This is a genomic window from Pseudomonas guariconensis, from assembly GCF_015680235.1.
GTDB classification, from domain to species: domain Bacteria; phylum Pseudomonadota; class Gammaproteobacteria; order Pseudomonadales; family Pseudomonadaceae; genus Aquipseudomonas; species Aquipseudomonas guariconensis_A.
In genome coordinates, this window is sequence record NZ_JADLJL010000007.1 from 85,338 (window position 1) to 110,887 (window position 25,550).

General features: G+C 64.8%; 30 protein-coding genes. 14 read left to right on the forward strand and 16 right to left on the reverse strand.

Going from position 1 to position 25,550, the window contains the following annotated elements; translation table 11 throughout:
• Positions 1–22: 22 nt before the first annotated feature.
• Genes IRZ56_RS07715 through IRZ56_RS07730 form a run of 4 tightly spaced genes read right to left on the reverse strand, consistent with a single transcriptional unit; the run spans position 23 to position 4,802 of the window.
• A complete protein-coding gene (locus IRZ56_RS07715; protein WP_196144404.1) occupies positions 23–886 on the reverse strand; it encodes an HlyD family secretion protein in 864 nt (287 codons plus the stop codon).
• Between the two features lie 10 nt (positions 887–896).
• Positions 897–1,097, reverse strand: coding sequence for a DUF1656 domain-containing protein (locus IRZ56_RS07720; RefSeq protein ID WP_196144478.1), 201 nt, complete (start codon positions 1,095–1,097; stop codon positions 897–899).
• A 4-nt stretch (positions 1,098–1,101) separates the two neighbouring features.
• Positions 1,102–3,279 carry an FUSC family protein gene (locus IRZ56_RS07725; protein ID WP_196144405.1) on the reverse strand — a complete coding sequence of 726 codons (2,178 nt, stop codon included), beginning with the start codon at positions 3,277–3,279 and terminating at the stop codon, positions 1,102–1,104.
• Positions 3,276–4,802, reverse strand: coding sequence for an efflux transporter outer membrane subunit (locus IRZ56_RS07730; RefSeq protein WP_196144406.1), 1,527 nt, complete (start codon positions 4,800–4,802; stop codon positions 3,276–3,278). Before IRZ56_RS07730 ends, IRZ56_RS07725 begins: the two co-directional genes overlap by 4 nt.
• Positions 4,803–4,983: 181 nt before the next feature.
• On the opposite strand from IRZ56_RS07730, the gene IRZ56_RS07735 reads away from it, so the two are divergent.
• Positions 4,984–5,931 carry a LysR family transcriptional regulator gene (locus tag IRZ56_RS07735; RefSeq protein WP_084857133.1) on the forward strand — a complete coding sequence of 316 codons (948 nt, stop codon included), beginning with the start codon at positions 4,984–4,986 and terminating at the stop codon, positions 5,929–5,931.
• 194 nt (positions 5,932–6,125) lie between these two features.
• Positions 6,126–7,100 carry a 2-hydroxyacid dehydrogenase gene (locus IRZ56_RS07740; RefSeq protein ID WP_196144407.1) on the forward strand — a complete coding sequence of 325 codons (975 nt, stop codon included), beginning with the start codon at positions 6,126–6,128 and terminating at the stop codon, positions 7,098–7,100.
• A gap of 104 nt (positions 7,101–7,204) precedes the next feature.
• Here the strand turns inward: IRZ56_RS07740 and IRZ56_RS07745 are convergent, their stop codons facing one another.
• The gene (locus tag IRZ56_RS07745; RefSeq protein ID WP_196144408.1) at positions 7,205–8,107 is read right to left on the reverse strand and encodes a DMT family transporter; all 903 of its coding nucleotides are present in this window, start codon (positions 8,105–8,107) and stop codon (positions 7,205–7,207) included.
• A 229-nt stretch (positions 8,108–8,336) separates the two neighbouring features.
• On the opposite strand from IRZ56_RS07745, the gene IRZ56_RS07750 reads away from it, so the two are divergent.
• The 3 genes from IRZ56_RS07750 (at position 8,337) to IRZ56_RS07760 (ending at position 10,171) form a co-directional block, all read left to right on the forward strand.
• Positions 8,337–9,212, forward strand: a complete 876-nt coding sequence (locus IRZ56_RS07750; protein WP_196144409.1) for a helix-turn-helix domain-containing protein — start codon at positions 8,337–8,339, stop codon at positions 9,210–9,212.
• Positions 9,213–9,426: 214 nt separating this feature from the next.
• The gene (locus IRZ56_RS07755; RefSeq protein ID WP_196144410.1) at positions 9,427–9,774 is read left to right on the forward strand and encodes an HPF/RaiA family ribosome-associated protein; all 348 of its coding nucleotides are present in this window, start codon (positions 9,427–9,429) and stop codon (positions 9,772–9,774) included.
• Between the two features lie 127 nt (positions 9,775–9,901).
• Positions 9,902–10,171 carry a DUF3509 domain-containing protein gene (locus tag IRZ56_RS07760; protein WP_196144411.1) on the forward strand — a complete coding sequence of 90 codons (270 nt, stop codon included), beginning with the start codon at positions 9,902–9,904 and terminating at the stop codon, positions 10,169–10,171.
• Here IRZ56_RS07760 and IRZ56_RS07765 read toward each other — a convergent pair.
• Positions 10,157–10,474, reverse strand: coding sequence for a hypothetical protein (locus tag IRZ56_RS07765; protein ID WP_196144412.1), 318 nt, complete (start codon positions 10,472–10,474; stop codon positions 10,157–10,159). The two genes, IRZ56_RS07760 and IRZ56_RS07765, sit on opposite strands and share 15 nt — an antisense overlap.
• Before the next feature lie 117 nt (positions 10,475–10,591).
• Entirely contained in the window at positions 10,592–11,062 is a 471-nt protein-coding gene (locus tag IRZ56_RS07770) for a phosphate-starvation-inducible protein PsiE (protein ID WP_196144413.1), read from the reverse strand.
• A gap of 236 nt (positions 11,063–11,298) precedes the next feature.
• On the opposite strand from IRZ56_RS07770, the gene IRZ56_RS07775 reads away from it, so the two are divergent.
• Positions 11,299–11,559, forward strand: a complete 261-nt coding sequence (locus IRZ56_RS07775; protein WP_196144414.1) for a YebG family protein — start codon at positions 11,299–11,301, stop codon at positions 11,557–11,559.
• Positions 11,560–11,741: 182 nt separating this feature from the next.
• Here the strand turns inward: IRZ56_RS07775 and IRZ56_RS07780 are convergent, their stop codons facing one another.
• The gene (locus IRZ56_RS07780) at positions 11,742–12,761 is read right to left on the reverse strand and encodes a Leu/Phe/Val dehydrogenase (protein WP_196144415.1); all 1,020 of its coding nucleotides are present in this window, start codon (positions 12,759–12,761) and stop codon (positions 11,742–11,744) included.
• 123 nt (positions 12,762–12,884) lie between these two features.
• On the opposite strand from IRZ56_RS07780, the gene IRZ56_RS07785 reads away from it, so the two are divergent.
• A complete protein-coding gene (locus tag IRZ56_RS07785; protein ID WP_196144416.1) occupies positions 12,885–13,691 on the forward strand; it encodes a SirB1 family protein in 807 nt (268 codons plus the stop codon).
• On the opposite strand, the gene maiA is transcribed toward IRZ56_RS07785, so the two are convergent.
• Genes maiA through hmgA form a run of 3 tightly spaced genes read right to left on the reverse strand, consistent with a single transcriptional unit; the run spans position 13,685 to position 16,926 of the window.
• On the reverse strand, positions 13,685–14,317 hold the full coding sequence (gene maiA, locus IRZ56_RS07790; protein ID WP_196144417.1) for a maleylacetoacetate isomerase: 633 nt from the start codon (positions 14,315–14,317) through the stop codon (positions 13,685–13,687). The two genes, IRZ56_RS07785 and maiA, sit on opposite strands and share 7 nt — an antisense overlap.
• A gap of 11 nt (positions 14,318–14,328) precedes the next feature.
• On the reverse strand, positions 14,329–15,621 hold the full coding sequence (gene fahA, locus IRZ56_RS07795; RefSeq protein WP_196144418.1) for a fumarylacetoacetase: 1,293 nt from the start codon (positions 15,619–15,621) through the stop codon (positions 14,329–14,331).
• A gap of 3 nt (positions 15,622–15,624) precedes the next feature.
• Positions 15,625–16,926, reverse strand: coding sequence for a homogentisate 1,2-dioxygenase (hmgA, locus tag IRZ56_RS07800; RefSeq protein WP_196144419.1), 1,302 nt, complete (start codon positions 16,924–16,926; stop codon positions 15,625–15,627).
• Between the two features lie 197 nt (positions 16,927–17,123).
• On the opposite strand from hmgA, the gene IRZ56_RS07805 reads away from it, so the two are divergent.
• Positions 17,124–17,900: an IclR family transcriptional regulator gene (locus IRZ56_RS07805; RefSeq protein WP_196144420.1), complete on the forward strand. Its 777-nt coding sequence runs from the start codon at positions 17,124–17,126 to the stop codon at positions 17,898–17,900.
• A 248-nt stretch (positions 17,901–18,148) separates the two neighbouring features.
• On the opposite strand, the gene IRZ56_RS07810 is transcribed toward IRZ56_RS07805, so the two are convergent.
• The 3 genes from IRZ56_RS07810 to IRZ56_RS07820 all read right to left on the reverse strand — a co-directional run bounded on the left by IRZ56_RS07810 (position 18,149) and on the right by IRZ56_RS07820 (position 20,289).
• Positions 18,149–19,054, reverse strand: coding sequence for an alpha/beta fold hydrolase (locus tag IRZ56_RS07810; RefSeq protein ID WP_196144421.1), 906 nt, complete (start codon positions 19,052–19,054; stop codon positions 18,149–18,151).
• Positions 19,055–19,226: 172 nt separating this feature from the next.
• Positions 19,227–19,913 (reverse strand): LrgB family protein, encoded by a 687-nt coding sequence (locus IRZ56_RS07815; protein WP_196144422.1) that lies wholly within the window; start codon positions 19,911–19,913, stop codon positions 19,227–19,229.
• The gene (locus IRZ56_RS07820; protein ID WP_196144423.1) at positions 19,903–20,289 is read right to left on the reverse strand and encodes a CidA/LrgA family protein; all 387 of its coding nucleotides are present in this window, start codon (positions 20,287–20,289) and stop codon (positions 19,903–19,905) included. Before IRZ56_RS07820 ends, IRZ56_RS07815 begins: the two co-directional genes overlap by 11 nt.
• A 95-nt stretch (positions 20,290–20,384) precedes the next feature.
• Here IRZ56_RS07820 and IRZ56_RS07825 point away from each other — a divergent pair, with 95 nt between their 5' ends.
• Complete coding sequence (locus tag IRZ56_RS07825) at positions 20,385–21,275, forward strand: LysR family transcriptional regulator (RefSeq protein ID WP_196144424.1); 891 nt, start codon at positions 20,385–20,387, stop codon at positions 21,273–21,275.
• Positions 21,276–21,326: 51 nt separating this feature from the next.
• Here IRZ56_RS07825 and IRZ56_RS07830 read toward each other — a convergent pair whose 3' ends face one another.
• Positions 21,327–21,782 (reverse strand): flavodoxin, encoded by a 456-nt coding sequence (locus IRZ56_RS07830; protein ID WP_196144425.1) that lies wholly within the window; start codon positions 21,780–21,782, stop codon positions 21,327–21,329.
• A 103-nt stretch (positions 21,783–21,885) separates the two neighbouring features.
• Here IRZ56_RS07830 and IRZ56_RS07835 point away from each other — a divergent pair, with 103 nt between their 5' ends.
• The gene (locus IRZ56_RS07835; RefSeq protein ID WP_196144426.1) at positions 21,886–22,323 is read left to right on the forward strand and encodes a PAS domain S-box protein; all 438 of its coding nucleotides are present in this window, start codon (positions 21,886–21,888) and stop codon (positions 22,321–22,323) included.
• 59 nt (positions 22,324–22,382) lie between these two features.
• The gene (locus tag IRZ56_RS07840) at positions 22,383–23,000 is read left to right on the forward strand and encodes a hypothetical protein (protein WP_196144427.1); all 618 of its coding nucleotides are present in this window, start codon (positions 22,383–22,385) and stop codon (positions 22,998–23,000) included.
• On the opposite strand, the gene IRZ56_RS07845 is transcribed toward IRZ56_RS07840, so the two are convergent.
• Positions 22,985–23,926 carry a MerR family transcriptional regulator gene (locus IRZ56_RS07845; RefSeq protein ID WP_196144428.1) on the reverse strand — a complete coding sequence of 314 codons (942 nt, stop codon included), beginning with the start codon at positions 23,924–23,926 and terminating at the stop codon, positions 22,985–22,987. The two genes, IRZ56_RS07840 and IRZ56_RS07845, sit on opposite strands and share 16 nt — an antisense overlap.
• Before the next feature lie 251 nt (positions 23,927–24,177).
• Here IRZ56_RS07845 and folM point away from each other — a divergent pair, with 251 nt between their 5' ends.
• From folM to IRZ56_RS07860, 3 genes are read left to right on the forward strand one after another with little or no spacing between them, the layout of a single operon-like run.
• Entirely contained in the window at positions 24,178–24,870 is a 693-nt protein-coding gene (gene folM / locus IRZ56_RS07850) for a dihydromonapterin reductase (RefSeq protein WP_196144429.1), read from the forward strand.
• A gap of 11 nt (positions 24,871–24,881) precedes the next feature.
• Positions 24,882–25,178, forward strand: coding sequence for a DUF1244 domain-containing protein (locus tag IRZ56_RS07855; RefSeq protein ID WP_416766475.1), 297 nt, complete (start codon positions 24,882–24,884; stop codon positions 25,176–25,178).
• Positions 25,171–25,512, forward strand: a complete 342-nt coding sequence (locus IRZ56_RS07860) for a HopJ type III effector protein (protein ID WP_196144430.1) — start codon at positions 25,171–25,173, stop codon at positions 25,510–25,512. The genes IRZ56_RS07855 and IRZ56_RS07860 overlap by 8 nt, the downstream gene beginning before the upstream one ends.
• Positions 25,513–25,550 lie beyond the last annotated feature (38 nt).

The following is a 25,550-nucleotide window of genomic DNA, read 5'->3' on the forward strand; positions in this document are numbered from 1 at the left end:
CTTTCGCGGCGCAAGGCCGCTCCTACAGGGAGGTGCTTGGCTTGACCACTACGGTGCAGGTCGTCCCCGCGGCCAGCAGGAAACCTTCGGGCACTTCGTCGATGTGAATCCGCACCGGCACCCGCTGGGCCAGGCGTACCCAGTTGAAGGTCGGGTTCACATCGGCGATCAGCTCGCGGCTCTGCGGGTTGTCACGGTCGTAGATGCCACGGGCGATGCTCTCCACATGGCCCTTGATGCGCTCGCCGCTCATCATCTGCAGTTCGGCCTGGTCGCCCACGTTCACATGGGGCAGCTTGGTTTCCTCGAAGAAGCCGTACACCCAGAACGAGTGCTCGTCGACCACCGCCATCACCGCCTCGCCGGTGCGGGCGTAATCGCCCTTGTGGATGTTCAGGTTGGTGACGTAGCCGTCGACCGTGGCGATGATCCGCGTGCGCGCAAGGTTCAGCTCGGCGGCGGCCAGCTGGGCCTGGGCCTGTTGGTAGTCGGCCAAGGCAGCACTTGCGATGTTGCTGGCGTCGTCGCGGTTTTCCTTGGAAATCACCAGGTTGTCCAGGTCGGCGCGGCGCTTGGCGTTGACCTTGCGCATCTCCCAGGTGGCCTTGCGCGAGGCGACCAGGGCCTTGGCCTGGTTCACCGCCAGTTGGTAATGCTCGGGGTCGATTTGTATCAGCAGGTCGCCCTTCTTCACCCGCTGGTTGTCACGCACCGGCACATCCACCACATAGCCCGGCACATCGGCAGCGACGTTGATGATGTCGGCACGCACCCGGCCGTCCCGGGTCCAGGGTGTGGTCATGTAGTGCAGCCACAACTGGCGGCCGATCACCACGGCGCCCGCCAGCACCAGCAAGGTGGCGATCAGGCTGAAGAACTTTTTCATCGAAGGTTTCTCACCGGTACAAGGTCAGCGCCATGGCGCCGAAAAGGCAGATGAACAGGCACAGACGCAGCAGCGCCGAGTGCCAGAAGAAGCGGTAGCCATCCATGCTCGCGATGAAGCGGTCCAGGCCCCAGGCCAGGCCCGCGGCGAACAGGAACATCAAGGTCATGGTGGGCATGTACACGCCATGGAAGGCGATCTCGCGGGGCATGATTTCACGGAGCACGGTGCAGTCCTTTCGCCGGGGCCAACGGCGACTGTGGGTCGAGCAGGGAGGTACGGATGAAATGCAGGTAGCTCTGCACCCGGCGCAACACCGAGGTGTCGAAGTGCCGGGCGAAGGGCTCGTCGGTGGCCTGCACACGGCTGATGGCATGGTCCACGGCCACCAGGGCGCGTTCGTGGTTGCTGGCGTTGGGCTGCAGGAACAGCCGCGCCAGGGCCCGGCCCATGACACGGATGGCCTGGCGCCAAGGCTGCGACTCGGCATAGGCCGGGTGCACCGGCGCGTGCACCTGCTCCTTGCGCAGTTCGATGATCGCGTGGCCGATCTCCAGCACGGTGAACATCCAGCGCATCAGCTCGCTCTGTACCTGGGGCTTGCCTGCGGCCAGGCCATAGGCCTGGTGCAGCAGATCACGGGTGCGGCTTTCGAAGGCCGAGCCGAGCCCGCGCAGGCGCCCGGTGATGGCGAACAGCACTTGCTCGCGCAAGTCCTGCTCCAGGCGGCTCCACAGCCAGCGGCTGTTGGGCGGCAGGATGATCGCCCCGGCAGCGGCGCAGACCAGCATACCGATGACCATGCCGATGTAGTCGTTGATGAAGGTGTACGGGTCGTAGATCGTCAGGTTGTTCGGCACCGAGCCGATGGCGAAGAACACCAACAGGCCGATGCCATAGCCTGCGTAGGCCGGGCGCGAGGACAGGAATGCACCCAGCACGAACACTGGCGCCAGCACGGTGCACAGCAGCGGGAAGCCGTCGATCCAGGGGAACACGAAGAAGGTTTCGAAGAAGCCGACGAAGGCGCCGATCATCGTCCCGCAGGCCATTTGGAACGACATGCGCTTGGGGTTCGGCGAGGCGGCCGACAGGCCTACGGTCACCGTGGCGATCAGGGTCATCATGGCGCCGCTGGGCCAGTCGCTGAGTAGCCAGTAGCTGCCCAGTAGCAACAGCACCGCCGAGGCGCGCACGCCGGCGGCCAGGGACACCAGCCAGTTGGTCTGGGCCACGTAGGGTTCGTCCCAGTGTTCGCGCTCGTGGTTGTGCGCAGACAGCGAGGCGTGGGTCTGGGCGTAGCTGTACATCTCGTCGACGAAGCGGTACAGCAGCTCGAAGGCGGTGTGGAAGTCGAGCAGGTCGGACTCGCTGGGGTCGGTCTGGACGTAGTTGGCGCGAAGCGTGCGCACCTGGGCTTGCAGGCCTTCCTTGTAGGCGGCCAGCTCCAGGGTCAGGCGCAGTGCGTCGGCATCGGTCAGTGCCCGGCCGACATAGGGCTCGAGCAGCTCGACGAGCGTCGCCAGGCCCGGCTCGATGGCGCCGACGATCTGCAGCGGGCCACGGGCGCGCAGGCGTTCGAGCAGGCGGTGCAGGGCGTTGAAGCGTGTGGTGATGGCCATGAACTCGCTGTTCATGCGCACCAGGCGGCCTGAGCGCCTGCGCATGTGCGGGTCTTCGAATGCGGTGACGTTACGCAGGCTTTCAAGGCCCACGGCTTCGGCGATAAAGCGGACGTTGCTGGTTTCGAAGCGGTCGCGCTGGCTGTCGCCGTGCAGGGCCTCGACCACCACGCCGGCGAACACGCCAAAGCGCTGATACAGCGCATTGCGCATGGCGGCGCTGGCCGACTGGGGCAGGATCGCGGCGCTGACTGCGGTCGACACCAGGATCCCCAGGGAGATCTCCAGCACCCGCCACACCGCCGCCATGAACGCCTGGTCCGGGTGTTCGAGCACCGGCAGGCCGATCATCGCCGCGGTGTAGCCGGCCAGCACGAAGCCATAGGCGCGGAAGGTGCGGTAGCGCATGGCCCCGGCCGAACACAGCCCGACCCACAGGGCCAGGCTGGGCAGGAACAGCTCGGTGTTCTGCGGGAAGATCGCGATCAGCGCGACCATCATCGCCGAGCCGGCCAGGGTACCGAGCACGCGGTAGAAGCTCTTGGCGAACACATGCCCGCTTTGCGGCTGCATGACGATGAACACGGTGATCATCGCCGTGCGCGGCTGGGGCAGCTCCAGGCGCATGGCCAACCACAAGGTGACGAAGGCGGCGACCAGGATCTTGAAGATATAGACCCAGGTCACGCCGTCGGTGCGCGCCCAGGCGAAGAAGCCCCGGCGCCACTCCAGGCTTTGCAGCCAACGCAGGGGTAGGCTCGAGGTACTCATTCGGTGTGGCCCGGCGTGTCGAAGATAGCCAGGGTGGCCGGCGTTTTCGGGGCGGCCTGGCGCTGTTCGTCGGGCACGTCCTCGCCAGCCGCAAGGCCCCCGCCCAGGGCAGTGACCAGCTCGGCGTGGGCGGCCAGTTGCGCGGCCTGGACCTGCTGCTCGATCTGCTGCTGGCGGAACAGCAAGGTCTGGGCGTTGAGCACGTTGAGGTAGTCGGTCAGGCCGCGTTGGAAGGCGACCATGGCGATGTCGTAGGTCTTCTGCGCAGCGGCCACCGACTCGGCGGCGAAATGCGCCTGCTCCTTCATCGACTCGCGGCGGATCAGCTGGTCGGAGATGTTCTTCAGCGCGCCGACCACGGTCTGGTTGTAACGGGCCACGGCGACGTCATAACCCGCCGAGGCCACGCCCAATTGCGAGCGCAAGCGGCCACCATCGAAGATCGGCAAGCTGATCGCCGGGCCTACGTTGTAGTTGAACTTGCGCCCGGTGAGAAACTCCAGCGGGCCGCCACCGGTGGCCATGAAGCCCAGGCTGCCGACCAGGTCGACGTTGGGGAAGAAACCCGCATGGGCGACATCGATGCCTCGCGCCTGCGCGGCCACTTGCCAACGGCTGGCGACCACGTCCGGGCGCTGGCCGACCAGTTCGGCGGGCAGGTTCGAGGGCAGTTTCAGCGGTGCGCCCAGGGTCAAGGTCGGGCGCTGAAGCTGCGCGCCCTCCCCTGGCCCCTTGCCGGCCAAGGCGGCCAGCTGGTTACGGGCCAGGGCGATTTCTTCGTTGAGGCTGTCGAGTTGGCGATGGGTCTCGGGCAGTGGCGCCTCGGCCTGGCTGACCTCGAAATGGGTGCCCAGGCCGCTGTCCAGGCGACGCTTGGCCAGCGCCAGGATCTGCTCCTGCTGCGCCAGTTCAGCCTTGACGATATCGCGCTGGGCGAAATGCAGGCTCAGCTGGATATAGGCGCGCACCACGTTGTTCACCAGCTCGAGCTGAGCCTGGCGGGCCTCGGCGACGCTCATGTGCGCCTGGTCCACGGCCTTTTCGCTGGCGTTGCGCTCGCGACCCCAAAGGTCGAGGGCGTAGCTCAAGCCGATGGCGGCATTGTTGTCCCAGGTGTTGGCGCCGGAGAGCGCGCCAGGCCCGTAGAACTGATCCTCGGGCCAGTTGTGGCGCTTGAGCGTCGCCTGGCCATTGGCCTGGAGCTTTTCTGCCGATTCCACCACGCCGGCCATGGCCTTGGCCTCGCGCACCCGCGCCGCGGCCATGGCCAGGCTCGGGCTGCCGGCCAGGGCCAACGCGACCCAGCGGTCCAGCTGCGGGTCGCCATAGGCGCGCCACCACTGCTGGTCCGGCCAATGGGCGTCGCTGGCCGCTTCGCGGATCGCATCGTCGGTGGTCAGGGTATTGGCTTGCAGCGTCTTGCTTTGCGGGGCGATGCCCCAGGTTCCGATACAGCCGCTCAAGGTGAGGGTAAGGGCACAGGCACTGAGCGCACTCAGCGCTCTGATGATGCGACGCGGCACAGCTGCGATTTCCCGAGGAAGAGGTGGATGAGGCCGGGCAATTCTAGGGGGCGGTCGCACTGGCGATAAGCGTATATTCCTGCGAATCTTTGTTACCAAAACAGCGATAATCCGGCTTTAGTCTGAAGACCGCTTTGGTTACTTCATGTCACAATTTTGTCCTCTACCTTGAGAGTGACCCATGGACACCCTGCAAAACATGCGTGCTTTCAGTTGCGTGGCCCAGCTCGGCAGCTTCACGGCCGCTGCGGCGCAACTGGATACGACCACCGCGAACGTCTCGCGGGCGGTCTCCAACCTGGAAGCCCATCTGCAAACCCGGCTGCTCAACCGCACCACCCGACGTATCGCCCTGACCGAGGCCGGCAAGCGCTACCTGATGCGCTGCGAGCAGATCCTGACCTACGTCGAGGAAGCCGAGGCCGAGGCCAGCGATGCCCACGCCCGCCCCGCCGGCCAGTTGAAAGTGCATTCGATGACCGGCGTAGGCCAGCACTTCGTGGTCGATGCCATCGCCCGCTACCGCGACTCGCACCCGGACGTGACCTTCGACCTGACCATGGCCAACCGCGTGCCGGACCTGCTCGACGAGGGCTATGACGTGTCCATCGTGCTGGCCAGCGAACTGCCGGACTCCGGCTTCGTTTCCCAGCGCCTGGGCATCACCTACAGCATCGTCTGCGCATCGCCCGACTACGTGGCCAAGCATGGCACCGCGCACAAACCCGCCGATCTGCTCAAGCATTCGTGCCTGCGCATGGTCAGCCCGGTGATTCCGCTGGAAAAATGGCTGTTCGACGGCCCGGAAGGCCAGGAAGTGGTCAACATCACCAGCTCGCCGTTCCAGGTAAATTCGGCCGACGCCATGAAGACCGCCATCCGCAGCGGCATGGGCGTAGGCGTGTTGCCGATTTATTCGGCCATCGACGGCCTGCGTGACGGCAGCATCGTGCGGATCATGCCCGACTACCGCCTGCAGGAGCTGAACCTGTACGCGATCTACCCGTCGCGCCAGTACTTGGATGCGAAGATCAAGACCTGGGTCGAATACCTGCGCAATTCGTTGCCGGAGATCCTCGCGGCCCATGAGGCAGACCTGAAGACCCACGAGTTGCTGATCGCCAACTGAAAAAGCTGCTGCATCGGGACCGAGGACAATGGTAGGTTGCTATCCATTGACTCCACGTCTGGCAGACAGGCCCTTTCGCGGCACGAGGCCGCTCCTACAGGTCGTTGTAGGAGCGGCCTCGTGCCGCGAAAAGGGCCGTGAAGCGGCCCCGCTTTTCTGCCCGGCTCCGCTCCCCAGCCTTGCAGAGAAGCCCGATGAAAAAGACCGTCCTGGCCTTCAGCCGCATCACCCCGGCCATGGCCGAACGCCTGCAACAAGACTTCAACGTGATCGTGCCCAACCCCAAGCTCGGTGACGTCGCCGCCCAGTTCAACGAAGCCCTGCCCGAGGCCCATGGCCTGATCGGTGTCGGTCGCAAGCTCGGCCGGGCGCAGCTCGAAGGCGCGGCCAGGCTGGAGGTGGTGTCCAGCGTCTCGGTCGGCTACGACAACTACGACCTGGACTACTTCAATGAACGCGGCATCGCCCTGACCAACACCCCGGACGTGCTCACCGAAAGCACCGCGGACCTGGGCTTCGCCCTGGTCATGGGCTGCGCCCGTCGAGTCGCCGAGCTCGATGCCTGGACCAAGGCCGGCCAGTGGCAGGCCACCGTCGGCCCGGCCCAGTTCGGCAGCGACGTACATGGCAAGACCCTGGGCATCGTCGGCATGGGCAACATCGGCGCAGCCATTGCCCGGCGCGGCCGCCTGGGCTTCAACATGCAGGTGGTGTACAGCGGCAACAACCGCAAGCCGGCCTTGGAGCAGGAACTGGGTGCCCAATTCCGCAGCCTGGAGCAACTGCTGGCCGAAGCCGACTTCGTGTGCCTGGTGGTGCCGCTGTCGCAGGCCACGCGCAAGCTGATCGGGGCCCGCGAACTGAAGCTGATGAAGCCCAGCGCGTTCCTGGTCAACGTATCCCGTGGGCCGGTGGTGGACGAAGCGGCATTGGTCGAGGCGTTGCAGAGCGGCACGATCCGAGGCGCCGGGCTGGACGTATACGAGAAGGAGCCGCTGGCCGATTCACCGCTGTTCACGTTGCCCAACGCCCTGACCCTGCCTCATGTGGGCTCGGCCACCGCCGAAACCCGCGAAGCCATGGCCAATCGGGCGATCGATAACCTACGGGCGGCGCTGCTGGGGGAGCGACCGCGGGACCTGGTGAACCCGCAGGTCTGGAAGAACTGAGGCGCCTGCCAAGGGCTTCGCCCTCGATCGCGGTGCAAGCCCGCTCCCACAGGGCTGGCGCATACCTGGAGCGGGCTTGTCCCGCGATAGGGCCAACCCTGTCTTCACCTGATGGCCACCGCCGCCCCCACCTTGCCGGCCTTGGGCTTGCGAAACACCAGCACGTTCCCCACCATCACCGCCAGCAGCCCCAACAGCGCTGGTGCCGTCCACTGGTACCCTTCGGCCACTGCCGAGACGTTCAACGCCACCAGCGGGAACAGTACTGTGCAATAGGCTGCCCGCTCCGGCCCCATGCGCCCCACCAAGGTCAGGTAGGCGGTAAAACCGATCACCGAGCCGGGGATCACCAGGTACATCAACGAACCGATATAGCGCGTGTTCCATTCCATGTCGAAGGGAATGCCGCTCGACAGGCAATACACCGCCAGCATCGATGCGCCGTACAGCATGCCCCAGGCATTGGTGGTCATCGGCCTTAAGCCGGCTTTCTGCTGCAAGCTGGACAGCATGTTGCCTGCCGAGAAGCACAAGGTGCCAAGCAGCGCCAAGCCCAGGCCGTAGAGTGTCTGACGGCTGGCGCCATGGCTGGCCAGCTCCGGCCAGAACAGCAAGCCCAGGCCCAGCAGCCCCAGGGCACCACCGCCCAGTACGTTGGCAGCGATGCGCTGGCCGAAGAAGATCCGGGCGTTGAGTGCGTTCCACAAGGTGGCGGTGGAGAACACCACGGCGATCAGCCCGCTGGCGATCCATTGGCTGGCGGTGAGAAAACACATGAAGTTGACGCAAAACAGGCACAGGCCCTGGGCCAGGCAGACCAGATGCCCGCGCCTGCCCATCGGCTGCAGGCGGCGGGTGAGCAACAGGATGGCGAACAGGATCAGGCCGGCCAGGGCGAAGCGATAGACGATCGACACCGGGATGGCGACCACACCCAACTGCAGTTTCAGGGCGATCCAGGTGGTGCCCCAGATCAGGACGGTTAGCAGGTACAGCGACAGGTTCATGAGGTTTCTCCAGGCTACCTGAACGGGGCCGCCGTGCAGCCGATCGGCGGCAAGCCGGCTCCCACGGCAACAACACAAGCCGGTTGCAGCGATCGAGAGCGCAGCCCTCGCCGGAGACCAGTTTCTGCCCGCTTTCGATTGCCCCGCTTGCACAAACTTGCGCTTTTCCCGTCACGGGGGCTGCCAGCCACCCAACGCCGCAGTAGGATGGCATCGAGAGGAATCACCCATGACGCCACTGACCCAGCTGCAAGTCTTCAATGCCATGCACGCCTCGCCCCATGCACGCCTGGAACTGAGCGCGCAGCTGGGTGACGGCCTGGCCGCAGCCTTGTGGAGCAACCGCAACGACGCCCGCGACTACAAGTCGCCGAGCCACCACACCCTGTCCTGCTACATCGCCGACGGCACCGGCATCTTCCGCCGCCAGCGCCCGGCTGACAAAGGCGCGCCGGACAAGCTGTGCATCATGCCCGCCGGCCACGAGTCCAACTGGATCATCAACGGTGCAGTCCGCCTGGCCCATCTGTACATCAGCGAGGAACAATTCGCACTCGGCTGCATCCGCTTGCTCGACCGCGAACCCCGGGAAATGCAATTGCGCGAGGCGACATTCCTCGACGACCCGCTACAGGCCCGGCGTTTCCGCCAACTGGTGGGCCTGGACTGGGACGAACCGGGCGAGCGCCTGCTGGCCAGCAGCCTGGCCCATGAAATCATCGACCATGCCGTACTCGGCCAGGCGGGGTTGCGCCAGGGGCTGCGCTTGAAAGGTGGGCTGGCCCCGCATCAGCGCCGGCAACTGATCGACTACATCGAAGCGCACCTGGAGCAGCCCATCACCCTGGGGGAGCTGGCCCTGCGCTGCAACCTGTCCGAATACCATTTCGCCCGCATGTTCCGTGCAAGCTTCGGCCTGCCGCCGCACCAGTACCTGCTGGCGCGGCGCCTGCACCGGGCCTGCGGGCTGCTGCGCCTGGGCCCGTTGCCGCTGGGCGAGGTGGCGCTGTTGTGTGGGTTCGCCAGCGCCAGCCATTTCAGCAACCGGTTTCGCCAGGCGTTGGGGGCGACGCCTGGGGAATACAGGGCGGCGTTCAGCCGCTGAACGGGCAAGGGGTCGCCTTGCGGTCCGATCGCGGAGGCAAACCCGTCCCTACAAACGATGCACACCTGCTGAACTGCAACAGGAAATTTATTTTTCGAAGGGGGTTGATTTCGCTTCGCCGTTGCCTGACTTTAGAGTCAAGAGGCGAAGAAATTCCAGGGGCCTCAGTGGCCTAGGCGCGCCTCTTGCGAGCAAGCTGAATAAGGATTGAATCATGCAAATCCAGGTCAACAGCAGCAACCACATCGATAGCAACATCCGGCTCAATGAGTGGGTCCGCAGCACGTTGGAAAGCAGCCTCGAACGCTACGAGGACGACCTCACCCGCATCGAGGTCCACCTGCGCGACGAGAACGGCACCAAGCCCGGCCCGCATGACAAACGCTGCCAGATGGAGGCTCGCCCGAAAGGCCATCAACCGATTTCCGTGACCCACACCGCCACTTCGCTGGACCAGGCGGTCGATGGCGCCGCCAGTAAGCTGAACAACGCGCTGGACCACTTCTACGGCAAGTTGCGCAGCAAACGTGGCGTGCTGCAGCTGAGTGACCCCGAAGCCTGACCCGCTGCATGACACAACGACGCCCGGCTATACGCCGGGCGTTTTCGTTTCCACTGGTCGGTGGGCCTGAACCAACCCGGCGCCCACCCGGTCAACCCCTGCAGTCACTTCTTCGCAGACAACGACCATGCACAATCCATTCGACCAGATCAGCGACGCCTTCGCCCCCGAGTACAGGGTCAACCTGAGTATCGAAAGCCTGGATGGCAGCATCATGCTCACGCTCTCGGACGACAAGGGTATAGCGGCCAAGCGCTTGATCACCGCCGCCCAACGCAACGACCCGCAGCGTCTGCAACGGGTCATCGACAGCATCCGCCAAGGGCTGGCCGTGGAAGTCCTGGCCCGCTTGCCACGCAAACCGGTGCAGGCTGCCTGGCGATCAGCGTCGCGATAGCAGCAGGCTGTCTATTGCCCGCTCGAAATCGGACAAGCGCAAGCCACGTACACGCGATGCCGGCTCGAAGGTGGCAGGCGCATTGAAAAAGCCGATCAGCCCTTGGTCGTAGGTCGGTACTTCCTCGCGCTCGACCCAGTATTCGGCCTCCTCGACCAGGGTGCGGACACTTACCACGTCTTCGTCGATGACATCGGCGATTTCGTTGAGGTAGGTAGCGTCTGGGTCAATGCCCAACGGGGCAAAGAACGCGGTCAGGTAGTGGCGGATCTCTTCGGTCAGCACGTAGTCGTCAAAGCTCATGTTGATATCCAGGGCGGCGCGCAAACCTCACGCCCCTTTGGCGTGATCCCAGGCCGCGGCCACGCCCCGGATTTCACAGCCCCACCCGCCCCGGCCGGCGTTAGCGGCATACCACCCTCACTTGCCCTCTTCCACTTCCTTGCCGTTGGCATCGAGCACCTTGGTCGAGGGGTAGCGGTACGACGCATAGCGCACCACCAGGATGGAAAACGCCAGCAACAGGATGCCGCCGCACAGGTACAGCAGCCCGACGTCAGGCGCCTTGTGGTGCGAGACATCGCCGATCAGCAGGCGGGTCAGGGCAGTGATCGCCACGTACAGCAGGAAGCGGATCGGCATGTGGTTGGTCTTGAAGTAGATCCCGACCATCGCCCCCAGCTCCAGGTAGATGAACAGCAGCAGGATGTCATCGACACTGACCCCTCCCTTGCCCAGCATGTCCAGGAAGGTCATGACCGCCGCGTAGGCCGTGATGGCGCCGATACCGAACAACGCCAGGTAATGGAAACCTTCGACACACAGGTTGCCCAGCGAGTCGGCGGAGCCGTGCAGGCCCTTGCGCAGTTTTTCTGCCCATTTGATGTTCACGATGTTCGATTCCCCGATACGAGCTGAAGGATGATGCGTCACGCCTGTGACGCTTTGTGCATGCAGTTAAAGGGCCAGGCCCTTGGCTTGGAAGGCGACCGATTGCCGCAAGGCACCTGTGGGCTAGGCTCAGGGAAAAAAGGCCATCATCGTGGTTGCATCTACATGGCCTGACCGGATACTGTATATGCATACAGCAAACCGCAATTCACAGCAAAAAGGCACAGAGGTGATGAATGGCCGTCGAAGTGGTGTACCGCAGCAGCCGCGACCCGGAGCGCTTGTTCATGGATAAGGCCGAGGCAGATCGTCACGACAAGATGCTCGAACTGGCCGAGCGCCTGGCCGATGTATTGCACAAGGCGGTGCCGTCGCTGACCGAGCAGCAGGTCGAGGAAGCCGGTATCTACATGGCCAAGAACCGCGATGTGTTCGCCCGGGCGTTCAAGAACCAGCCGGATGCGCTGGCGGAACTGCTTGAGGGCGGTGCGGAGTAATGACTGGAGTGGCGTGCCTGTGCGGCAGCAATCGCGGGGCAAGCCCGCTCCCACAGAGGATCAGCGCTCCGAAGGGCTAGGTGATCTCTCATAGAAACTGAGCTGATACATAAATCAGGCTTGCAGAGCCACCCTGTGGGAGCGGGCTTGCCCGCGATTGCGACCGCACAGGCGACACCGGCTCACCCATACAGCAACCGCTCCGCCAGCATCTGCGCCACCCTCGCTGGCGAACGTTTTTCCGCTTGGGCATGGGCAAACACTTCGGTCAACCGTGTGGGAATGCGCGCCAGGTGCGAGGTGATCGTTCCCAGGTTCTCGCCTCGATGAGTCAACGCCACGTAGATCAGGCCACCGGCATTGATCACATAATCCGGGGCATAGAGGATGCCGCGTTTTTCCAGTTGGTCGGCTACCTGCAAGGTGGTCAGCTGGTTGTTGGCCGCCCCCGCCACCGCCGCACAGCGCAACTGCATCACGCTCTGGCCATTTAGCACCGGCCCCACGCCGCACGGCGCGAAGATATCGCAAGGGGTGTTGACCAGTGCTTCGCTGGCGACCGGGTGGGCCCCCAGCTGCTCCACTGCCAGGCGCACGCGCCCTGGGTCCAGGTCACTGACCAGCAACTCCGCACCCGCCGCATGCAGTTGTTCGGCCAGGGCATAGCCGACATTGCCCAACCCCTGCACCGCTATCCGCAAGCCTTCGAGGTTGTCGCTACCCAGGCGCGCCATGGATGTGGCACGGATGCCGGCGAACACGCCCATGGCCGCGTGCGGTGAAGGGTCGCCCGAGGCGGTGGTGCTGGTGACGTGTGGGGTGGTCTGGGCGATGCAGTCCATGTCCAGGGTCGAGGTGCCGCTGTCCACGGCCGTGATGAAGCGCCCTTGCAGGCTATCGACGAAGCGGCCGAACGCCTCGAACAGCGCCGCGCGGTTTTCCACATGGGGGTTGCGCACGATTACCGCCTTGCCACCACCCAGCGGTAAACCGGCCAGGGCCGCCTTGTAGCTCATGCCCTGGGCCAGGCGGATGGCATCGGTCATGGCGCTTTCATCATCGGCGTAAGGCAGATAGCGGCAGCCGCCCATGGCTGGCCCCAGTTGCTCGCTGTGAATCACCACCACGGCCTTCAGGCCCGTGGGCGGGTCGATGCACAGGTGCAGCGACTGGGTACGGGTGCTTTGCATGAGCGCGAACATCAACGGGCTCCCCAGAGAGGTGCTCCTACCAGTATAGGCAGCCCGCCAAGGCCTGAACCCCGGGCAGACCACTGGACGAAAGCACCGCCCAGGGCTAAAAGATAAGCGTATGTGGAGATGCCCATGAACCCACGCCAAGCCTGCCTGGCCTGCCTGGATCGCGAGCCTGTCGCCCTGCTGGAGGCCACGCTGTGGATCGCCGCCGAACACGACCGGGCGCTGGACCCGGCGGCGAGCCTCGCCCATCTGCATGACCTGCAACGGGAGATCAGCGCGCAGTTGCCGATGCTGCCCCTGCACGAACTGGCCCAGCCGCTGCTGCGCCAACTCAGCGCGCTGGGTTTCCAGCAGGACGAGTACCACCCCTTGCGACCTCAGGTGGCCTTGATGGACAAGGTCCTACAGCGCCGTCGCGGCCAGCCGCTGACCCTGGCCATCCTCACCCTGGAGCTGGCGCGTCGGCTATCGATACCGCTGGAAGGGGTGAACTTCCCAGGCCATTTCCTGCTCCGGGTGCCCGGTGCCGACCACCTGCTCGACCCGTGCGGCGGCCGACGCCTGTACCCGGCCGACTGCCGCGAGCTGCTCGCCCGCCAGTTCGGCCCGCACATGCCGCTGACCGCCGAACACATGCGCAGCGCCACCCCTGCACAGATGCTCCAACGCCTGTCACGTAACCTGCGCCACCTACACGGCAGCAACGACAATGCCCTGGCCGCGCTGATCGACGCCGAACGGGTGATGCAGCTGGGCCCGGTGCTGGTCAGCGACTATCTGGCCAGGGCCACGCTCTACCAGCAACTGGACTGCCCCCAGGCCGAACGCTACGACCTGGAGCATGCCCTGCTACTGACCGACGACCCGGTACAGCGCCTGAAACTGAGCGAACGCCTTGGCCAACTGCCGTCGGCCAAGCGTTCGATTCACTGAGCCGGCGTATCCGGCTGGCGGGCAGGGTGCGCCTTGGCGAAGGCCGGGTGCGCCTCGGCCAAGGCAGCCACGCGACGAATCCGCGGATAGCCGTCGAGGTCGACGTTGAAGCGCTCGGCGGCGTATAGCTGCGGGATCAGGTACACATCCGCCAGGCCCGGCTGGTCACCGAAACAGAAACCCTCGTCACCGATCAACTGCTCCACTGCGGCAAGCCCCTGGCCGACCCAGTGGGCAATCCACTGGTTGACCTGAGTTTCGTCATGCCCCAGCTGGCGTAGCTGGTTGAGCACGCTGACGTTGTGCAGCGGGTGGACATCGCAACCGATGATCGCCGCCACGCCGCGTACCTTGGCCCGCGCCTCGGCCCCCGTGGGCAACAACGGCACCTGTGGATAGGCCTCCTCCAGGTACTCGATGATCGCCGGCGACTGCACCAGCAGGGCGCCCTCGTCGGTGCGCAGGGCCGGTACGCGCCCTTGCGGGTTCAGCGCCACATAGTCGGCACCACGTTGCTCGCCCTTGAGCAGGTTGACCGGCAGGGCCTGGTATTCCAGGCCCTTGAGCGCCAGGGCGATACGTACCCGATACGACGACGTGGAACGGAAATAGGTGAACAGCTCCATCGCCCTGCCCCTCAGTTGGCCGAGATGACTTTGCCGCGGCATTCGCCGAAGCCAATGCTCGCCACGCCGTCACGGGTGCAGCGCGCGCGCAGGATGATCTCGTCGCCGTCCTCGAGGAACTTGCGCAGCTCGCCGCTTGCCAGCTCGACCGGGTGCTTGCCGCCCTCGGTGATCTCCAGCAGGCTGCCGAACGAGCCCGGCGCTGCACCGGACAAGGTGCCCGAGCCGAACAGGTCGCCCGGCTGCAGCTGGCAGCCGTTGACGCTGTGGTGAGCGACCATCTGTGCCACGGTCCAGTACATGCTGCGGGTGTTGCTCAGGGTCAGGCGATGGGCCGGCAAACCCTGCTCGCGCATGCGCTCGGTCAGCAGCAACACTTCCAGTTCGATGTCGAAGGCGCCTGCGGCCTGGTCACGCTCGTCCAGCAGGTAAGGCAGCGGCTGTGGGTCGCCTTCCGGGCGCTTGGCCTGGGCACAGCGGAACGGCTCCAGCGCCTCGGCGGTGACCACCCACGGCGAGATGGTGGTGATGAAGCTCTTGGACAGGAACGGGCCCAGCGGCTGGTATTCCCAGGCCTGGATGTCGCGCGCCGACCAGTCGTTGAGCAAGCAGTAGCCGGCTACGTGCTCGGCGGCATCGCTGATCGGGATGGACTGGCCCATGTCATTGCCCTGGCCGATCCAGATACCCAGCTCCAGTTCGTAGTCCAGGCGCGCGCAGGGGCCGAAGTTCGGCTCGGCCTGCCCGGCTGGCAGGGTCTGGCCCTTGGGGCGGCGCACGTCGGTGCCGGTGGGGCGGATGGTCGAGGCGCGGCCGTGGTAGCCGATGGGCACATACTTGTAGTTCGGCAGCAGCGGATTGTCGGGGCGGAACAGCTTGCCGACGTTCTTGGCGTGCTCGATGCCTACGTAGAAGTCGGTGTAGTCGCCGATCTTCGCCGGCAAGTGCAGCTGGCAGTCGCTGGCCGGGTGCAGCGCCGGTTTCAGCGCGTCCTGGTGTTCGCTGTGCTCGCCAAGCAGCGCCAGCAGGCGCTCACGCAGGGCGACACGGGCGGGGCGGCCGAGGGCGAAGAAGGCGTTCAGCGCGCCGCCACGGGTGGCCTCCACGGCAGCCTTGGCCTGGCCGTCGAACAGGCCGGCAGCCAGCACCGCTTCCAGATCGAGGATGGCGTCGCCGATGGCCACGCCGCAACGCGGCGCCTGGCCCGGGCGGCTGAAGATGCCCAGGGGCAGGTTCTGCAGCGGGAAGTCGCTGTGCCCATTGGCGTGCTCGACCCAGCTACGGGCGATGGCGGTCTGGTTCATGGGTTATCTCCGATTCGGGTTGAAGGTGCTCGGCAAGGTGGCCCAGCAACTATCGTAGTCGGCCTGCAGCTGCGGGCACTCGAGGGCCTTCAGGCTCGGACGCAGCACCTGGCTGGTCTCGAACATGAAGGCCATGGTGTTGTCGATCTTGTGCGGCGCCAGGTCCGCGGCGATGGCCTTGTCGCAGGTCTCGGCGTCGGGGCCGTGGGCGCTCATCACGCCGTGCAGCGAGGCACCACCGGGCAGGAAGCCTTCTGCCTTGGCGTCGTAGGCCCCCTGGATCAGGCCCATGAACTCGTTCATCAGGTTGCGGTGGAACCACGGTGGACGGAAGGTGTTCTCGGCCACCATCCAGCGTGGCGGGAAGATCACGAAGTCCATGTTGGCCAGGCCGTGGACGCTGGTCGGCGAGGTCAGCACGGTGAAAATGGACGGGTCCGGGTGGTCGAAGCTGACCGTGCCGATGGTATTGAAACGGCGCAGGTCGTACTTGTAGGGCACGTTGTTGCCGTGCCAGGCGACCACATCCAGCGGCGAATGCTGCAGCTCGCAGGCCCAGTGCTCGCCAAGGAACTTCTGCACCAGTTGCACAGGCCCTGTGGCCTCTTCGTAGTGCGCCGCCGGAGTGAGGAAGTCACGCGGGTTGGCCAGGCCGTTGCTGCCGATCGGGCCCAGGTCCGGGAGGCGCAGCGGTGCGCCATGGTTCTCGGCAATGTAGCCGCGAGCCTGGCTGTCGAGCAGCTCGACACGGAACTTCATGCCACGCGGGATCACCGCGATCTCCAGCGGCTCGACCTGCATCACCCCAAGCTCGGTGGCGATGCGCAGGCGGCCTTGTTCCGGCACCAGCAGCAACTCGCCGTCGGCGTTGAAGAATACGCGCTCCATGGAGCGGTTGGCGCGATAGATGTAGACGCTCACGCCGGCCGGCTTCTCGGCGGCCGAATTGGCCACCATGGGCAACCAGCCTTCGATGAAATCGGTGGGCTCGGCCGGAATCGGCTGCGGGCTCCAGCGCAGGCGGTTGGGCGTGGAGGCACCCAGCGGGCCGGTCAACGGCTGGCGCTCAAGGCGTTCGAAGCGCGGGTGCAGCGCGGAGGGGCGGATGCGGTACAGCCAGGTCCGACGCTGTTCGCTGCGGGCCATGGTGAACGCGGTGCCCGAGAGCAGTTCGGCGTACAGGCCGTAGGGCGCTTTCTGCGGGGAGTTCTGCCCGACCGGCAGCGCGCCGGGCAGCGCTTCGCTGGCGAATTCGTTGCCGAAGCCGCTCAGGTACTGAAGGTCTGGGGAAGGGTCGCGAGTCATCGGTGCCTCCGGGCTCGATGGGAGCCGTTGTTGGCAGCTGGCTGTGCGCCTGCTGCTGCGCATTCGAGCGAGCGATCCAGGCATGGCAGCGCGTCTGCATTGTTTTTATCGTAATCAGATTACGAATAACGTAATTTGATTGCCGAAAGGCGTCAAGCTATAAAGACGCCCACCTGTCTCCCTGGATACCCGCACCCATGGCCAAAGCCAGCTCCCCTGCCGACACCGGCAAGCAGAAGGTTCGCTCGGCGGAAGTCGGCACCGACATCCTAAAGGCCCTTGCCGAACTCTCCCCGTCCACCTCGCTGTCGCGCCTGGCCGAGCACGTAGGGATGCCGGCGAGCAAGGTGCACCGCTACCTGCAGGCCTTGATCGCCAGCGGCTTCGCCGAGCAGGACCCGGCCACCAACCACTACGGCCTGGGCCGTGAGGCGCTGCGGGTGGGTATGGCGGCGCTGGGCAGCATCGATGTGCTGAAGGTGGCGGCACTGCCACTGTCGCAATTGCGCGACGAGCTCAACGAAAGCTGCTTCATCGCTGTGTGGGGCAACCAGGGAGCAACGGTGGTGAACATCGAGCCTGCGGTGCGTGCGGTGACGGTGGTGACCCAGATCGGCTCGGTGCTACCGCTGTTGAGCTCCTCCACCGGCCTGGTCTTCGCCGCCCACTTGCCGGAGCGGGAGACGGTGGAGCTGCGCGAGCAGGAACTGGCGGCGATGAACCAGGTGTATGGCGACTACGAGCCGTTGCTGACACAGATTCGCGAGCGCGGCCTGCACCATGTGCATGGCCTGCTGATGCCCGGCGTGGACGCCCTGTCGGCACCGGTGTTCAACGCCATGGGGCAGATTGCAGCGGTGATGACCGTGGTCGGCCCGACCTCGATATTCCATGCCGACGAACACGGCCCGGCGGCCAAGCGGCTGCTGGCGGCGACCCAGGCCACCAGCTGGCGGATGGGCTATGCGCCCTAGAAAATCGGCCGGCACCGTATCCACAGGGGTAGGCACTTTTACTCAAAACGTAAAGGTGAATGTCGGAAGCGGCTATTTTTCCTACGCCACCAAGCGCTTATTCTGATCTCACTGGCTGGCACGAAAGGCTCTACCCCCTGCCTTTCGGGCCTGCAAGGTTCACCGACGTTGATTTTGAAGCTCCTTGATCTAACGTCTCGATTGGCCGCTGCGTTTGCAGCGGCCTTTTTTATGCCCGCAAGAATTCCTTATGACCAGGCGACTTTCTGCGGTACATAGCTCAGAGGCTGTTCGCGAAACGCCAAATAATGCCGCAGCACCTGGTGCGGTGCCTCGGTATGCGGGTAGTGCCCGATACCCGGCAATGCCACGGTATCTGCCGCCGGCACCAGTTGCCGGTAGCGATCGAGCATGCGCGCACCGGAAATCGGGTCGGCCACGCCATTGATGAAGCGCAGCGGCACACAGCGGCGTAGCAATGCGCCGACCCAACGTTCACGGTACCGCCTGCGCTCGGGCAGGTAGCCGATCAGCTTGTGCAGGATGCGCGTGCCCTGGTTGGCGACGATCAGGCTCCAGTAATCATCCAGTGCGCTTTCGCTGGGGTGGGTGCACGGGCCATAGATATGGCTGACATTGCGCACCAGGTCGTCACGCCCGAAGCTACGGCCCACCAACCAGCCCAACGGGCTGAGCAACAGTTTCTGCACCAGCAGCACCTGGTAGCACTCGGGGAACAGGCCGCTGTTGAGAAACGCGCAGCTGGCGATTTCGATACGCAGTTCGCAATGGCGCGCCAGCAGTTCCTGGGCGACGCTGCCGCCATAATCATGCGCCAGCAGATGCACGGGCTGGTCGACGTCCAGGTAGGCGAGCAGTGCCTGTTGCAGGTCGGCCTGCTCCATGAGGCTGTAGTCATGGTCCAGCGGTTTGGCCGAGTCACCGAAGCCAAGCATGTCGCAGGCTATCACGCGAAAGCGTTGGGTCAAAGGTGCCCACAGGTAGTGCCAATCCCAGCTGGCCGTGGGGAAACCGTGAAGTAGCAGCAGTGGCTCTCCCTGCCCTGCAGTCCAGTAGCGGATGGTCTGGCCCCGAAAGGCGAAGTTCTGGGCTCGGGTACGCCAGACGCACAAAGGTATCTCTGCCAGTGGCATCAGAATTGTCCCGGTGGTTACGTGTTGGCGACAAGGCAGGCAGCGTTCGCGGCCTGCCCTCGGGCACTTGTGTGTGCGCTCTATGTAGAGGCTCAGTCTAGTCAGCCCACCGGGTGGCGGAACTTGCGTTGGCAGCCAGCTTGCTGGCTTTGCGGGTCAGGGGTACGAACGGTCAGAGCAGCATGGCCAGCAACGGGGCGGCGAACAGGTTGAGCAGGCCGGTCAGGACCATGACCAGGCCGGCCACCGAACCTTCCTCGCGCCCGACCTCCTGGGCCCGGCTGACGCCAGCGCCATGGGCGCCCACGCCAAACAGCGCGCCGCGGGCCAAAGGCGTGCGCAGCGGCAGCATGCGCAGCAGGATGCCGCCGAACATCGCGCCCAGCACGCCGGTGAACATGACGAACACGGCTGTCAGTTCCGGCACACCGCCCAGGCCCTGGGCCAACGGCATGGCGAAGGGCGTGGTAATCGAACGCGGCACCAACGACAGGCTGACTGCATCATCCAGCGCCAACAGGTGCGCCAGGCTCCAGGAACTGCCGATCGAGACCAAGCTGCCGGCGAGCATACCCACCAGCAAGGCCGGCCAGTGACGCGCCAGCATCGCCCGCTGCTGCCAGATCGGCACCGCGAAGGCTACGGTCGCCGGGCCCAACACCCCCATCAGCCAATGGGTATTGCGCGCGTATTCGGCATAGGCGGTGTGCAACGGCACGGCCACCGCCAACAGCACAGCCGGCACCAAAATCAGTGGCGACAGCAGGTAGCGCCCGCTGCGGCGATACAGCCAGCGGCTGCCCAGGTAGGCAAGCAGTGTCAGGGCAAGCCAGAACAGCGGCATGGGTTCAAGGCTCATGGCGCAACCTCCAGCGGCATACCAGCTCCACCGTGACGGCCGTGACCACCATCACCAGCACGGTGCTCACGGCGATCACCAGCAGGATGCGCCAGCCCTCGCTGCGCAGCAGGCTGCCGTAGTCGAGCAGGCTCATCAGGGCTGGAATGAAGAACAACAGCATCTCCGCCATCAGCCAGCCGGCGCCCAACTGCAACATGGAGGGTTTGAGCACGCCGAAGGCGAACAGCAGCAACAGCAGCGCCAGCCCCATCACCCCACCGGGAATGGGCCAGCCGAGCCAGCTGGACAGCTGGCCGCCGAGCAGGAACAAGGCAAGCAATACCGCCAATTCGGCGAACAGGCGCAGGCTTTTCTTCAATAACGCAGGGTTCATCAGATAGGTCCTCGAGAGGCTCTATTCTAGATTTGCGCTGCCTAGGCCAGAAGCGAATTGTTAGACTTGTCTGCATTCCAAAATGGAATTCGATCATGGAATTCAAACAGCTGCGCAGTTTCATCGAGGTGGTCCACCGTGGCGGCTTCACCCAGGCTGCACTGACCCTGCACATCAGCCAGTCCGCTGTGAGCAAGCAAGTCGCCCAGCTCGAGCAGGACATCGGCCAGCCCTTGCTGGAGCGCCAGGGGTCGCAACTGCACCTGACCGCCGCAGGGCGAATCGTCCTGGAGCGTGGAGAAGCCTTGCTGCGTCAGCGCCAGGAGCTGCAGAACGAACTCGACGACCTCAGCCACATGGCCCGCGGCGAGTTGCGCCTGGGCCTGCCGTTGCTGGGCAGCGATGCGTTGTTCGCAGGGCTGTTCGCTGAATACCGGCGGCGGCACCCGAATATTGCGATCCAACTGCTCGAAGGCGGCAGCCGTACCGTGGAGCAGGCGGTAAAAAGCGGGGAACTGGAGCTGGGCGGCAGCCTTACACCCAGCGACACGGCGTTCGACTACCAACCATTCTGCAACGAGCCGCTGGATGCGCTGCTACCCCAGGCGCATGCGTTGGCTGGAGCGATGCAAGTCGAGTTGCAGCAATTGGCCGATACGCCGTTTCTGCTGTACCAGCGCAGCTTCGTGCTCAATGACCGGCTGCTGAGTGCTTGCCAGCAACTGGGGTTCACGCCGAAGGAAGGGGGGCGCAGTGGGCAGGCGGATTTCCTGGCGGCGCTGGTGGCCGCCGGGCAAGGGGTGGTGCTGTTACCCAGGGTAGTAGCGCGCGCGCTGGAGCGACCTGGGGTGGTGCGGGTACCGCTGGGTGCGCCACGCCATTTGCGCTGGGACATTGCCTTTATCTGGCGACGCGGAGCGTACCTGTCGCGGGCGGCGCAGGCGTGGTTGCAGTTGGTGCGGGAGCATCCAGCGGTCAGTGATTAGCCTGGGCCATGAGGTGTCGCCGCCCCTATAGGGGGCGTGCGATGGCTGGGGTCAGGCTTTGAGCGCAGCCATGAAGTCTGCCAGCCACGGCTCGGCATCGGCCTCGGGTGTCACGGTCTCGCTGGCATCCAGGCGCAGCATCGGCTGCACTTCCCGCACGCCCAACTCAGCGAACAGCTCGCGCATCTGCTCGCCACCGCCGCAAAAGGTGTCGCCATAGCTGGAATCGCCCAGCCCGATCACCGCCCCCGGCAACCCGCGCCAAGCGGCTGGCAAGGTATCGCGAATGTCGCCGTACAGCGCCATCAGGTTGTCGGGCAGCTCGCCCATGCCAGTGGTCGAGGTCACGGCCAGCAATGCCTCCGGGGCGAAGCCCTGCAAATCCTGCAAGGTGGCGCGGGCAGCATGCCAGGCTTGGAAACCGGCAGCCTTGAGCAAGGCCTCGGCGTGGCGGGCGACTTCTTCGGCGGTGCCATACACCGAGCCGGAAATAATGGCGACTTTCATCGGGCAGAGGATTCCGAAACTGAGTGAAAACGTAGGATACTAGCATTCACCAGTGGCAAAAGGCCGCCTTCCACCAAAGTCCCCTCATGCCAATGGCCCGGACATGATCAACGCGCAACTGCTGCAATCGATGGTCGACGCCTCGAACGACGGGATCGTGGTCACCGAACAGGAAGGCGACGACACCATCCTGATCTACGTGAACGCGGCCTTCGAACGCCTGACCGGCTACACCCGCGACGACATCCTTTACCAGGACTGCCGCTTCCTCCAGGGCGACGACCGCGACCAGCTCGGGCGCGCCCGGATCCGCCGAGCCCTGGCCGAAGGGCAGCCGTGCCGGGAAGTACTGCGCAACTACCGCAAGGATGGCAGCGCGTTCTGGAACGAGCTATCGATCACCCCGGTCTACAACGCCGCCGACCAACGCACCTATTTCATCGGGATCCAGAAAGACGTCAGCCGCCAGGTCGAGCTGGAACGGGAACTGGCCCAGGCCCGGGCGCGTCTGGGCCGGCAGGAACCCGACGAACGTAGCTGAACGAAGCGCCTTGGACGGTGTCCATCACCTTGAAGAAATCATCACCTTCGAGCCCAATCATGCAAGCCGACGCCCTCCTGACCCAGGACGAACTGGACTTCATCCAGGACATGCAGCATTCGCCCCAGTTGAACCTGGCCGACCCCATGTCGAGCCTGCTGGTCAATGGCGACCGTCGAATCCAGGAACTGTTGACCCGCCTGGTGGCTAACGAACAGGTCCAGCTCCAGGCGCAATTCAACAACCAACAGATCAGCTTCCCGCTGCAGTTGGTCGAAGACGAATTCCATGCCCTGCATCTGCAGCTGGGCTCACCGGAAATTTACGAGAACGGCCCCAAGCCACGCCCTTGGCGCATGACCTTGGAACAGCCGGCAGCGCTTCTGAATGCACAAGACCAGGCCAGCGGCCTGTGGGTGCGCGAGATTTCTTCCAAGGGCGTACTGGTGCAGATCCGCGACCTGCCCACAACGCCCGCCGACTTCGACCTGCGCTTCGCCCCCGAGGGCATCCCGGCCATCCAGCTGCACGGCACATTGCGCCGGCGTATCGGCCCGGACCTGGCCGCCTACGACCTGGGCGACAGCGCGCCGGAAGAAATCGAGCGCCTGCGAGAATACATTCTCCAGGCACACCGCCAGGCGCACCCAGAGCTGCACGTTCACGTATCCAACTGACCCGCCAGGTACTGACGCAGGCGCCTGCGCATCAGGCTTCCCTCCGCGCCCAGACAGGCCACCGGGCTGCCCGCCAGGCTGTCCTGGGCCAGTTCCGCCGCCTCCCCCGCCAACAATACCGGGCACGCAACGCCCTGGTTCAGCCTTGTCAGGCACTTGCCCAACTGCGCCGTGGGCTGCTGGTTGGAAAACACCACCAGGGCATCAGGCGCCAGGCGCTCGCAGACCAACGCCAGCTCCGCCAAGGGCTGACCGGCCGGCAACACCGTGACGCCCACCTCCTCGCTGCCCAGCAGCAGCCCCGCCACCAGCAGCTCCAGTTCCTGGCATTGGCCTGACAAGGGCGCCAGCACCACGCGTTGGCTCCAGGGCGCACGGGCCAGTTGCAGGCGCAACAGCACCCGGCCGCGCAGGAACTGATCGAGAAACAGCCATTCGCTGGCGCGCCCGAAACCGGTCTGCCCCGCACGCAAGGCCTGCCAGGCTGGCATGAACACCTCGCCGAACACCTGGTCCTGGGCGTAATTGGCGAATACCTGATCGAACAATCGCTCCAGCGCTGCGCCATCGAAGCGCTGGGCGGCCTCCTGCACCTGCGTGCGCCAGCGCGCCCGCTCATTTTCACGGCCCGAGCCCTGAGCATCCTGCGCCAACGCCTGGTCGCGCGCCAGGATGCTGCCGACCTTGCTCACCGCCACGCCACGCTCCAGCCAGCCGAGAATGTTGCGGATATTGTCGATGTCGGCCTGGGAATACAGCCGATGGCCGCTGTCGGTACGCGTCGGCTGGACCAGGCCGTAACGACGCTCCCACGCTCGCAAGGTCACCGGGTTGACGCCCGTCAGGCGGGCCACCTCGCGAATTGGAAACAGCTCCTGGTGCTCCAGGCCCGCGACGCCCAAGGGCGTTTGAAGCTGACTGATCATGTGCACAGGCACCCTGTCTCCTGATGATTGATAGGCATTCTACGATGGCTTGGGTGGAGGTTCAGCACGGCCCGCCCACCGGTGGACCGTCACTGCACCACGCTCAGAGGTAAGCGCCGGCCGATTCGTTCATTAAGGTTGCGCACACCTGACGCGGCCGCCTGGTTCCGGGGGTCGAGCGCACACGAGGGAAACAGTTCGGGTATGCTGGGCCCATCAATGCACGGACAGACAAGTTGACTGCCTCGAACATGAACAGCCCAATCCTCGTTACCGGCGCCAGCCAGCGCGTCGGGCTGGCCCTGGCCCTGGAACTGGCGAAGGCCGGCCATACGGTGGTCAGTGCCAGCCGCAGTATCCACCCGCACACGCCACACCCGAACATCGTCCAGTTCCAGGCTGACCTCTGCCAGGAGGCCGACCGCCAGGCCTTGATCGACTACCTGCACGACAACCATGACGGCCTGCGGGCGATCATTCACAACGCCTCGCTGTGGCTCGACGACGGCCTGGATAACCTGCAGACCATGTTCCGCCTGCACGTCGAGGCGCCGTACCACCTCAACTTGGCCCTCGGCGAACTGCTGGCCAAGGTGGAAAAGGCCGATATCATCCACATCTGCGACGAGACCTCTTCGCGGGGTAGCAAGAGCCATATCGGCTACGCCGCGACCAAGGCCGCGCTGCAGAACATGGTGCTGTCGTTCGCTGAAAAATACGCGCCGAAGGTGCGCGTCAACGGTATCCTTCCTGGCCTGCTGATTCTCAAGGAAGGCGGCGACGACGCCTATCGCCAGCAGACCCTGAAGAAAGCCCTGCTGGAATTCGAGCCTGGCGCCCGCCCGCTGATCGAGGCGGTGATGTTCCTGCTCGAAAGCCAGTACAGCACCGGCAGCCAGGTGGTCATCAACGGTGGCCGCCACCTGAAGAACCGCATGACCTGAGGAAAGCTCCCATGACTGCGCAACAACAGCTCGAACTCGAGGCCGCCGCGTTCCGGCGCCTGGTCGAACACCTGCAAAAACGCACCGATGTGCAGAACATCGACCTGATGAACCTCTCCGGTTTCTGCCGCAACTGCCTGTCCAAATGGTACAAGGCCGCCGCCGACGAACGCCAGATCGAGATGAGCCTGGATGACGCCCGCGAGCAGGTGTATGGCATGCCCTACGCCGACTGGAAGGCCCAATACCAGAAAGAAGCCAGCGCCGAGCAACAAGCAGCGTTCGAAAAAGGAAAGCCACGTGACTGATCTGACCACCCTGCGGGCCAGCCTCGCCAGCGGCGAGCATGTATTCGCCGATACCCTGGCATTCGTCGCCGCCCACTACAGCTACCAGCCACAGGCCTTCGACAATGGCGGGGTGGCCAACGCCGCCGGGCAGAACGAGGGGTCGTGCAAGACCCTGGGCCTGGCCTTGCTCGAAGGCCTGAGCGACCAGGAAGCGTTGCTGGCATTCGGCGAGCACTACCGCAGTGTGCTGGCCACTCCCGACGGGAGCGACCATGCCAATATCCGTGCGCTGATCAAGCATGGGTTGGCCGGGGTGAAGTTCGCGGCGCAGCCACTTACCCGCAACGCCTGATATCACCGCCCGATCGCCGGCAAGCCGGCTGCCACTGG

What these genes read in the sequence shown, in the direction of transcription:
- IRZ56_RS07715 (WP_196144404.1), bottom strand. Translation starts at nt 886, where the DNA reads ATGAAAAAGTTCTTCAGCCTGATCGCCACCTTGCTGGTGCTGGCGGGC.
- IRZ56_RS07720 (WP_196144478.1), bottom strand. Translation starts at nt 1,097, where the DNA reads ATGCCCCGCGAGATCGCCTTCCATGGCGTGTACATGCCCACCATGACC.
- IRZ56_RS07725 (WP_196144405.1), bottom strand. Translation starts at nt 3,279, where the DNA reads ATGAGTACCTCGAGCCTACCCCTGCGTTGGCTGCAAAGCCTGGAGTGG.
- IRZ56_RS07735 (WP_084857133.1), top strand. Translation starts at nt 4,984, where the DNA reads ATGGACACCCTGCAAAACATGCGTGCTTTCAGTTGCGTGGCCCAGCTC.
- IRZ56_RS07740 (WP_196144407.1), top strand. Translation starts at nt 6,126, where the DNA reads ATGAAAAAGACCGTCCTGGCCTTCAGCCGCATCACCCCGGCCATGGCC.
- IRZ56_RS07745 (WP_196144408.1), bottom strand. Translation starts at nt 8,107, where the DNA reads ATGAACCTGTCGCTGTACCTGCTAACCGTCCTGATCTGGGGCACCACC.
- IRZ56_RS07750 (WP_196144409.1), top strand. Translation starts at nt 8,337, where the DNA reads ATGACGCCACTGACCCAGCTGCAAGTCTTCAATGCCATGCACGCCTCG.
- IRZ56_RS07755 (WP_196144410.1), top strand. Translation starts at nt 9,427, where the DNA reads ATGCAAATCCAGGTCAACAGCAGCAACCACATCGATAGCAACATCCGG.
- IRZ56_RS07760 (WP_196144411.1), top strand. Translation starts at nt 9,902, where the DNA reads ATGCACAATCCATTCGACCAGATCAGCGACGCCTTCGCCCCCGAGTAC.
- IRZ56_RS07765 (WP_196144412.1), bottom strand. Translation starts at nt 10,474, where the DNA reads ATGAGCTTTGACGACTACGTGCTGACCGAAGAGATCCGCCACTACCTG.
- IRZ56_RS07775 (WP_196144414.1), top strand. Translation starts at nt 11,299, where the DNA reads ATGGCCGTCGAAGTGGTGTACCGCAGCAGCCGCGACCCGGAGCGCTTG.
- IRZ56_RS07780 (WP_196144415.1), bottom strand. Translation starts at nt 12,761, where the DNA reads ATGTTCGCGCTCATGCAAAGCACCCGTACCCAGTCGCTGCACCTGTGC.
- IRZ56_RS07785 (WP_196144416.1), top strand. Translation starts at nt 12,885, where the DNA reads ATGAACCCACGCCAAGCCTGCCTGGCCTGCCTGGATCGCGAGCCTGTC.
- maiA (WP_196144417.1), bottom strand. Translation starts at nt 14,317, where the DNA reads ATGGAGCTGTTCACCTATTTCCGTTCCACGTCGTCGTATCGGGTACGT.
- fahA (WP_196144418.1), bottom strand. Translation starts at nt 15,621, where the DNA reads ATGAACCAGACCGCCATCGCCCGTAGCTGGGTCGAGCACGCCAATGGG.
- hmgA (WP_196144419.1), bottom strand. Translation starts at nt 16,926, where the DNA reads ATGACTCGCGACCCTTCCCCAGACCTTCAGTACCTGAGCGGCTTCGGC.
- IRZ56_RS07805 (WP_196144420.1), top strand. Translation starts at nt 17,124, where the DNA reads ATGGCCAAAGCCAGCTCCCCTGCCGACACCGGCAAGCAGAAGGTTCGC.
- IRZ56_RS07810 (WP_196144421.1), bottom strand. Translation starts at nt 19,054, where the DNA reads ATGCCACTGGCAGAGATACCTTTGTGCGTCTGGCGTACCCGAGCCCAG.
- IRZ56_RS07815 (WP_196144422.1), bottom strand. Translation starts at nt 19,913, where the DNA reads ATGAGCCTTGAACCCATGCCGCTGTTCTGGCTTGCCCTGACACTGCTT.
- IRZ56_RS07820 (WP_196144423.1), bottom strand. Translation starts at nt 20,289, where the DNA reads ATGAACCCTGCGTTATTGAAGAAAAGCCTGCGCCTGTTCGCCGAATTG.
- IRZ56_RS07825 (WP_196144424.1), top strand. Translation starts at nt 20,385, where the DNA reads ATGGAATTCAAACAGCTGCGCAGTTTCATCGAGGTGGTCCACCGTGGC.
- IRZ56_RS07830 (WP_196144425.1), bottom strand. Translation starts at nt 21,782, where the DNA reads ATGAAAGTCGCCATTATTTCCGGCTCGGTGTATGGCACCGCCGAAGAA.
- IRZ56_RS07835 (WP_196144426.1), top strand. Translation starts at nt 21,886, where the DNA reads ATGATCAACGCGCAACTGCTGCAATCGATGGTCGACGCCTCGAACGAC.
- IRZ56_RS07840 (WP_196144427.1), top strand. Translation starts at nt 22,383, where the DNA reads ATGCAAGCCGACGCCCTCCTGACCCAGGACGAACTGGACTTCATCCAG.
- IRZ56_RS07845 (WP_196144428.1), bottom strand. Translation starts at nt 23,926, where the DNA reads ATGATCAGTCAGCTTCAAACGCCCTTGGGCGTCGCGGGCCTGGAGCAC.
- folM (WP_196144429.1), top strand. Translation starts at nt 24,178, where the DNA reads ATGAACAGCCCAATCCTCGTTACCGGCGCCAGCCAGCGCGTCGGGCTG.
- IRZ56_RS07855 (WP_416766475.1), top strand. Translation starts at nt 24,882, where the DNA reads ATGACTGCGCAACAACAGCTCGAACTCGAGGCCGCCGCGTTCCGGCGC.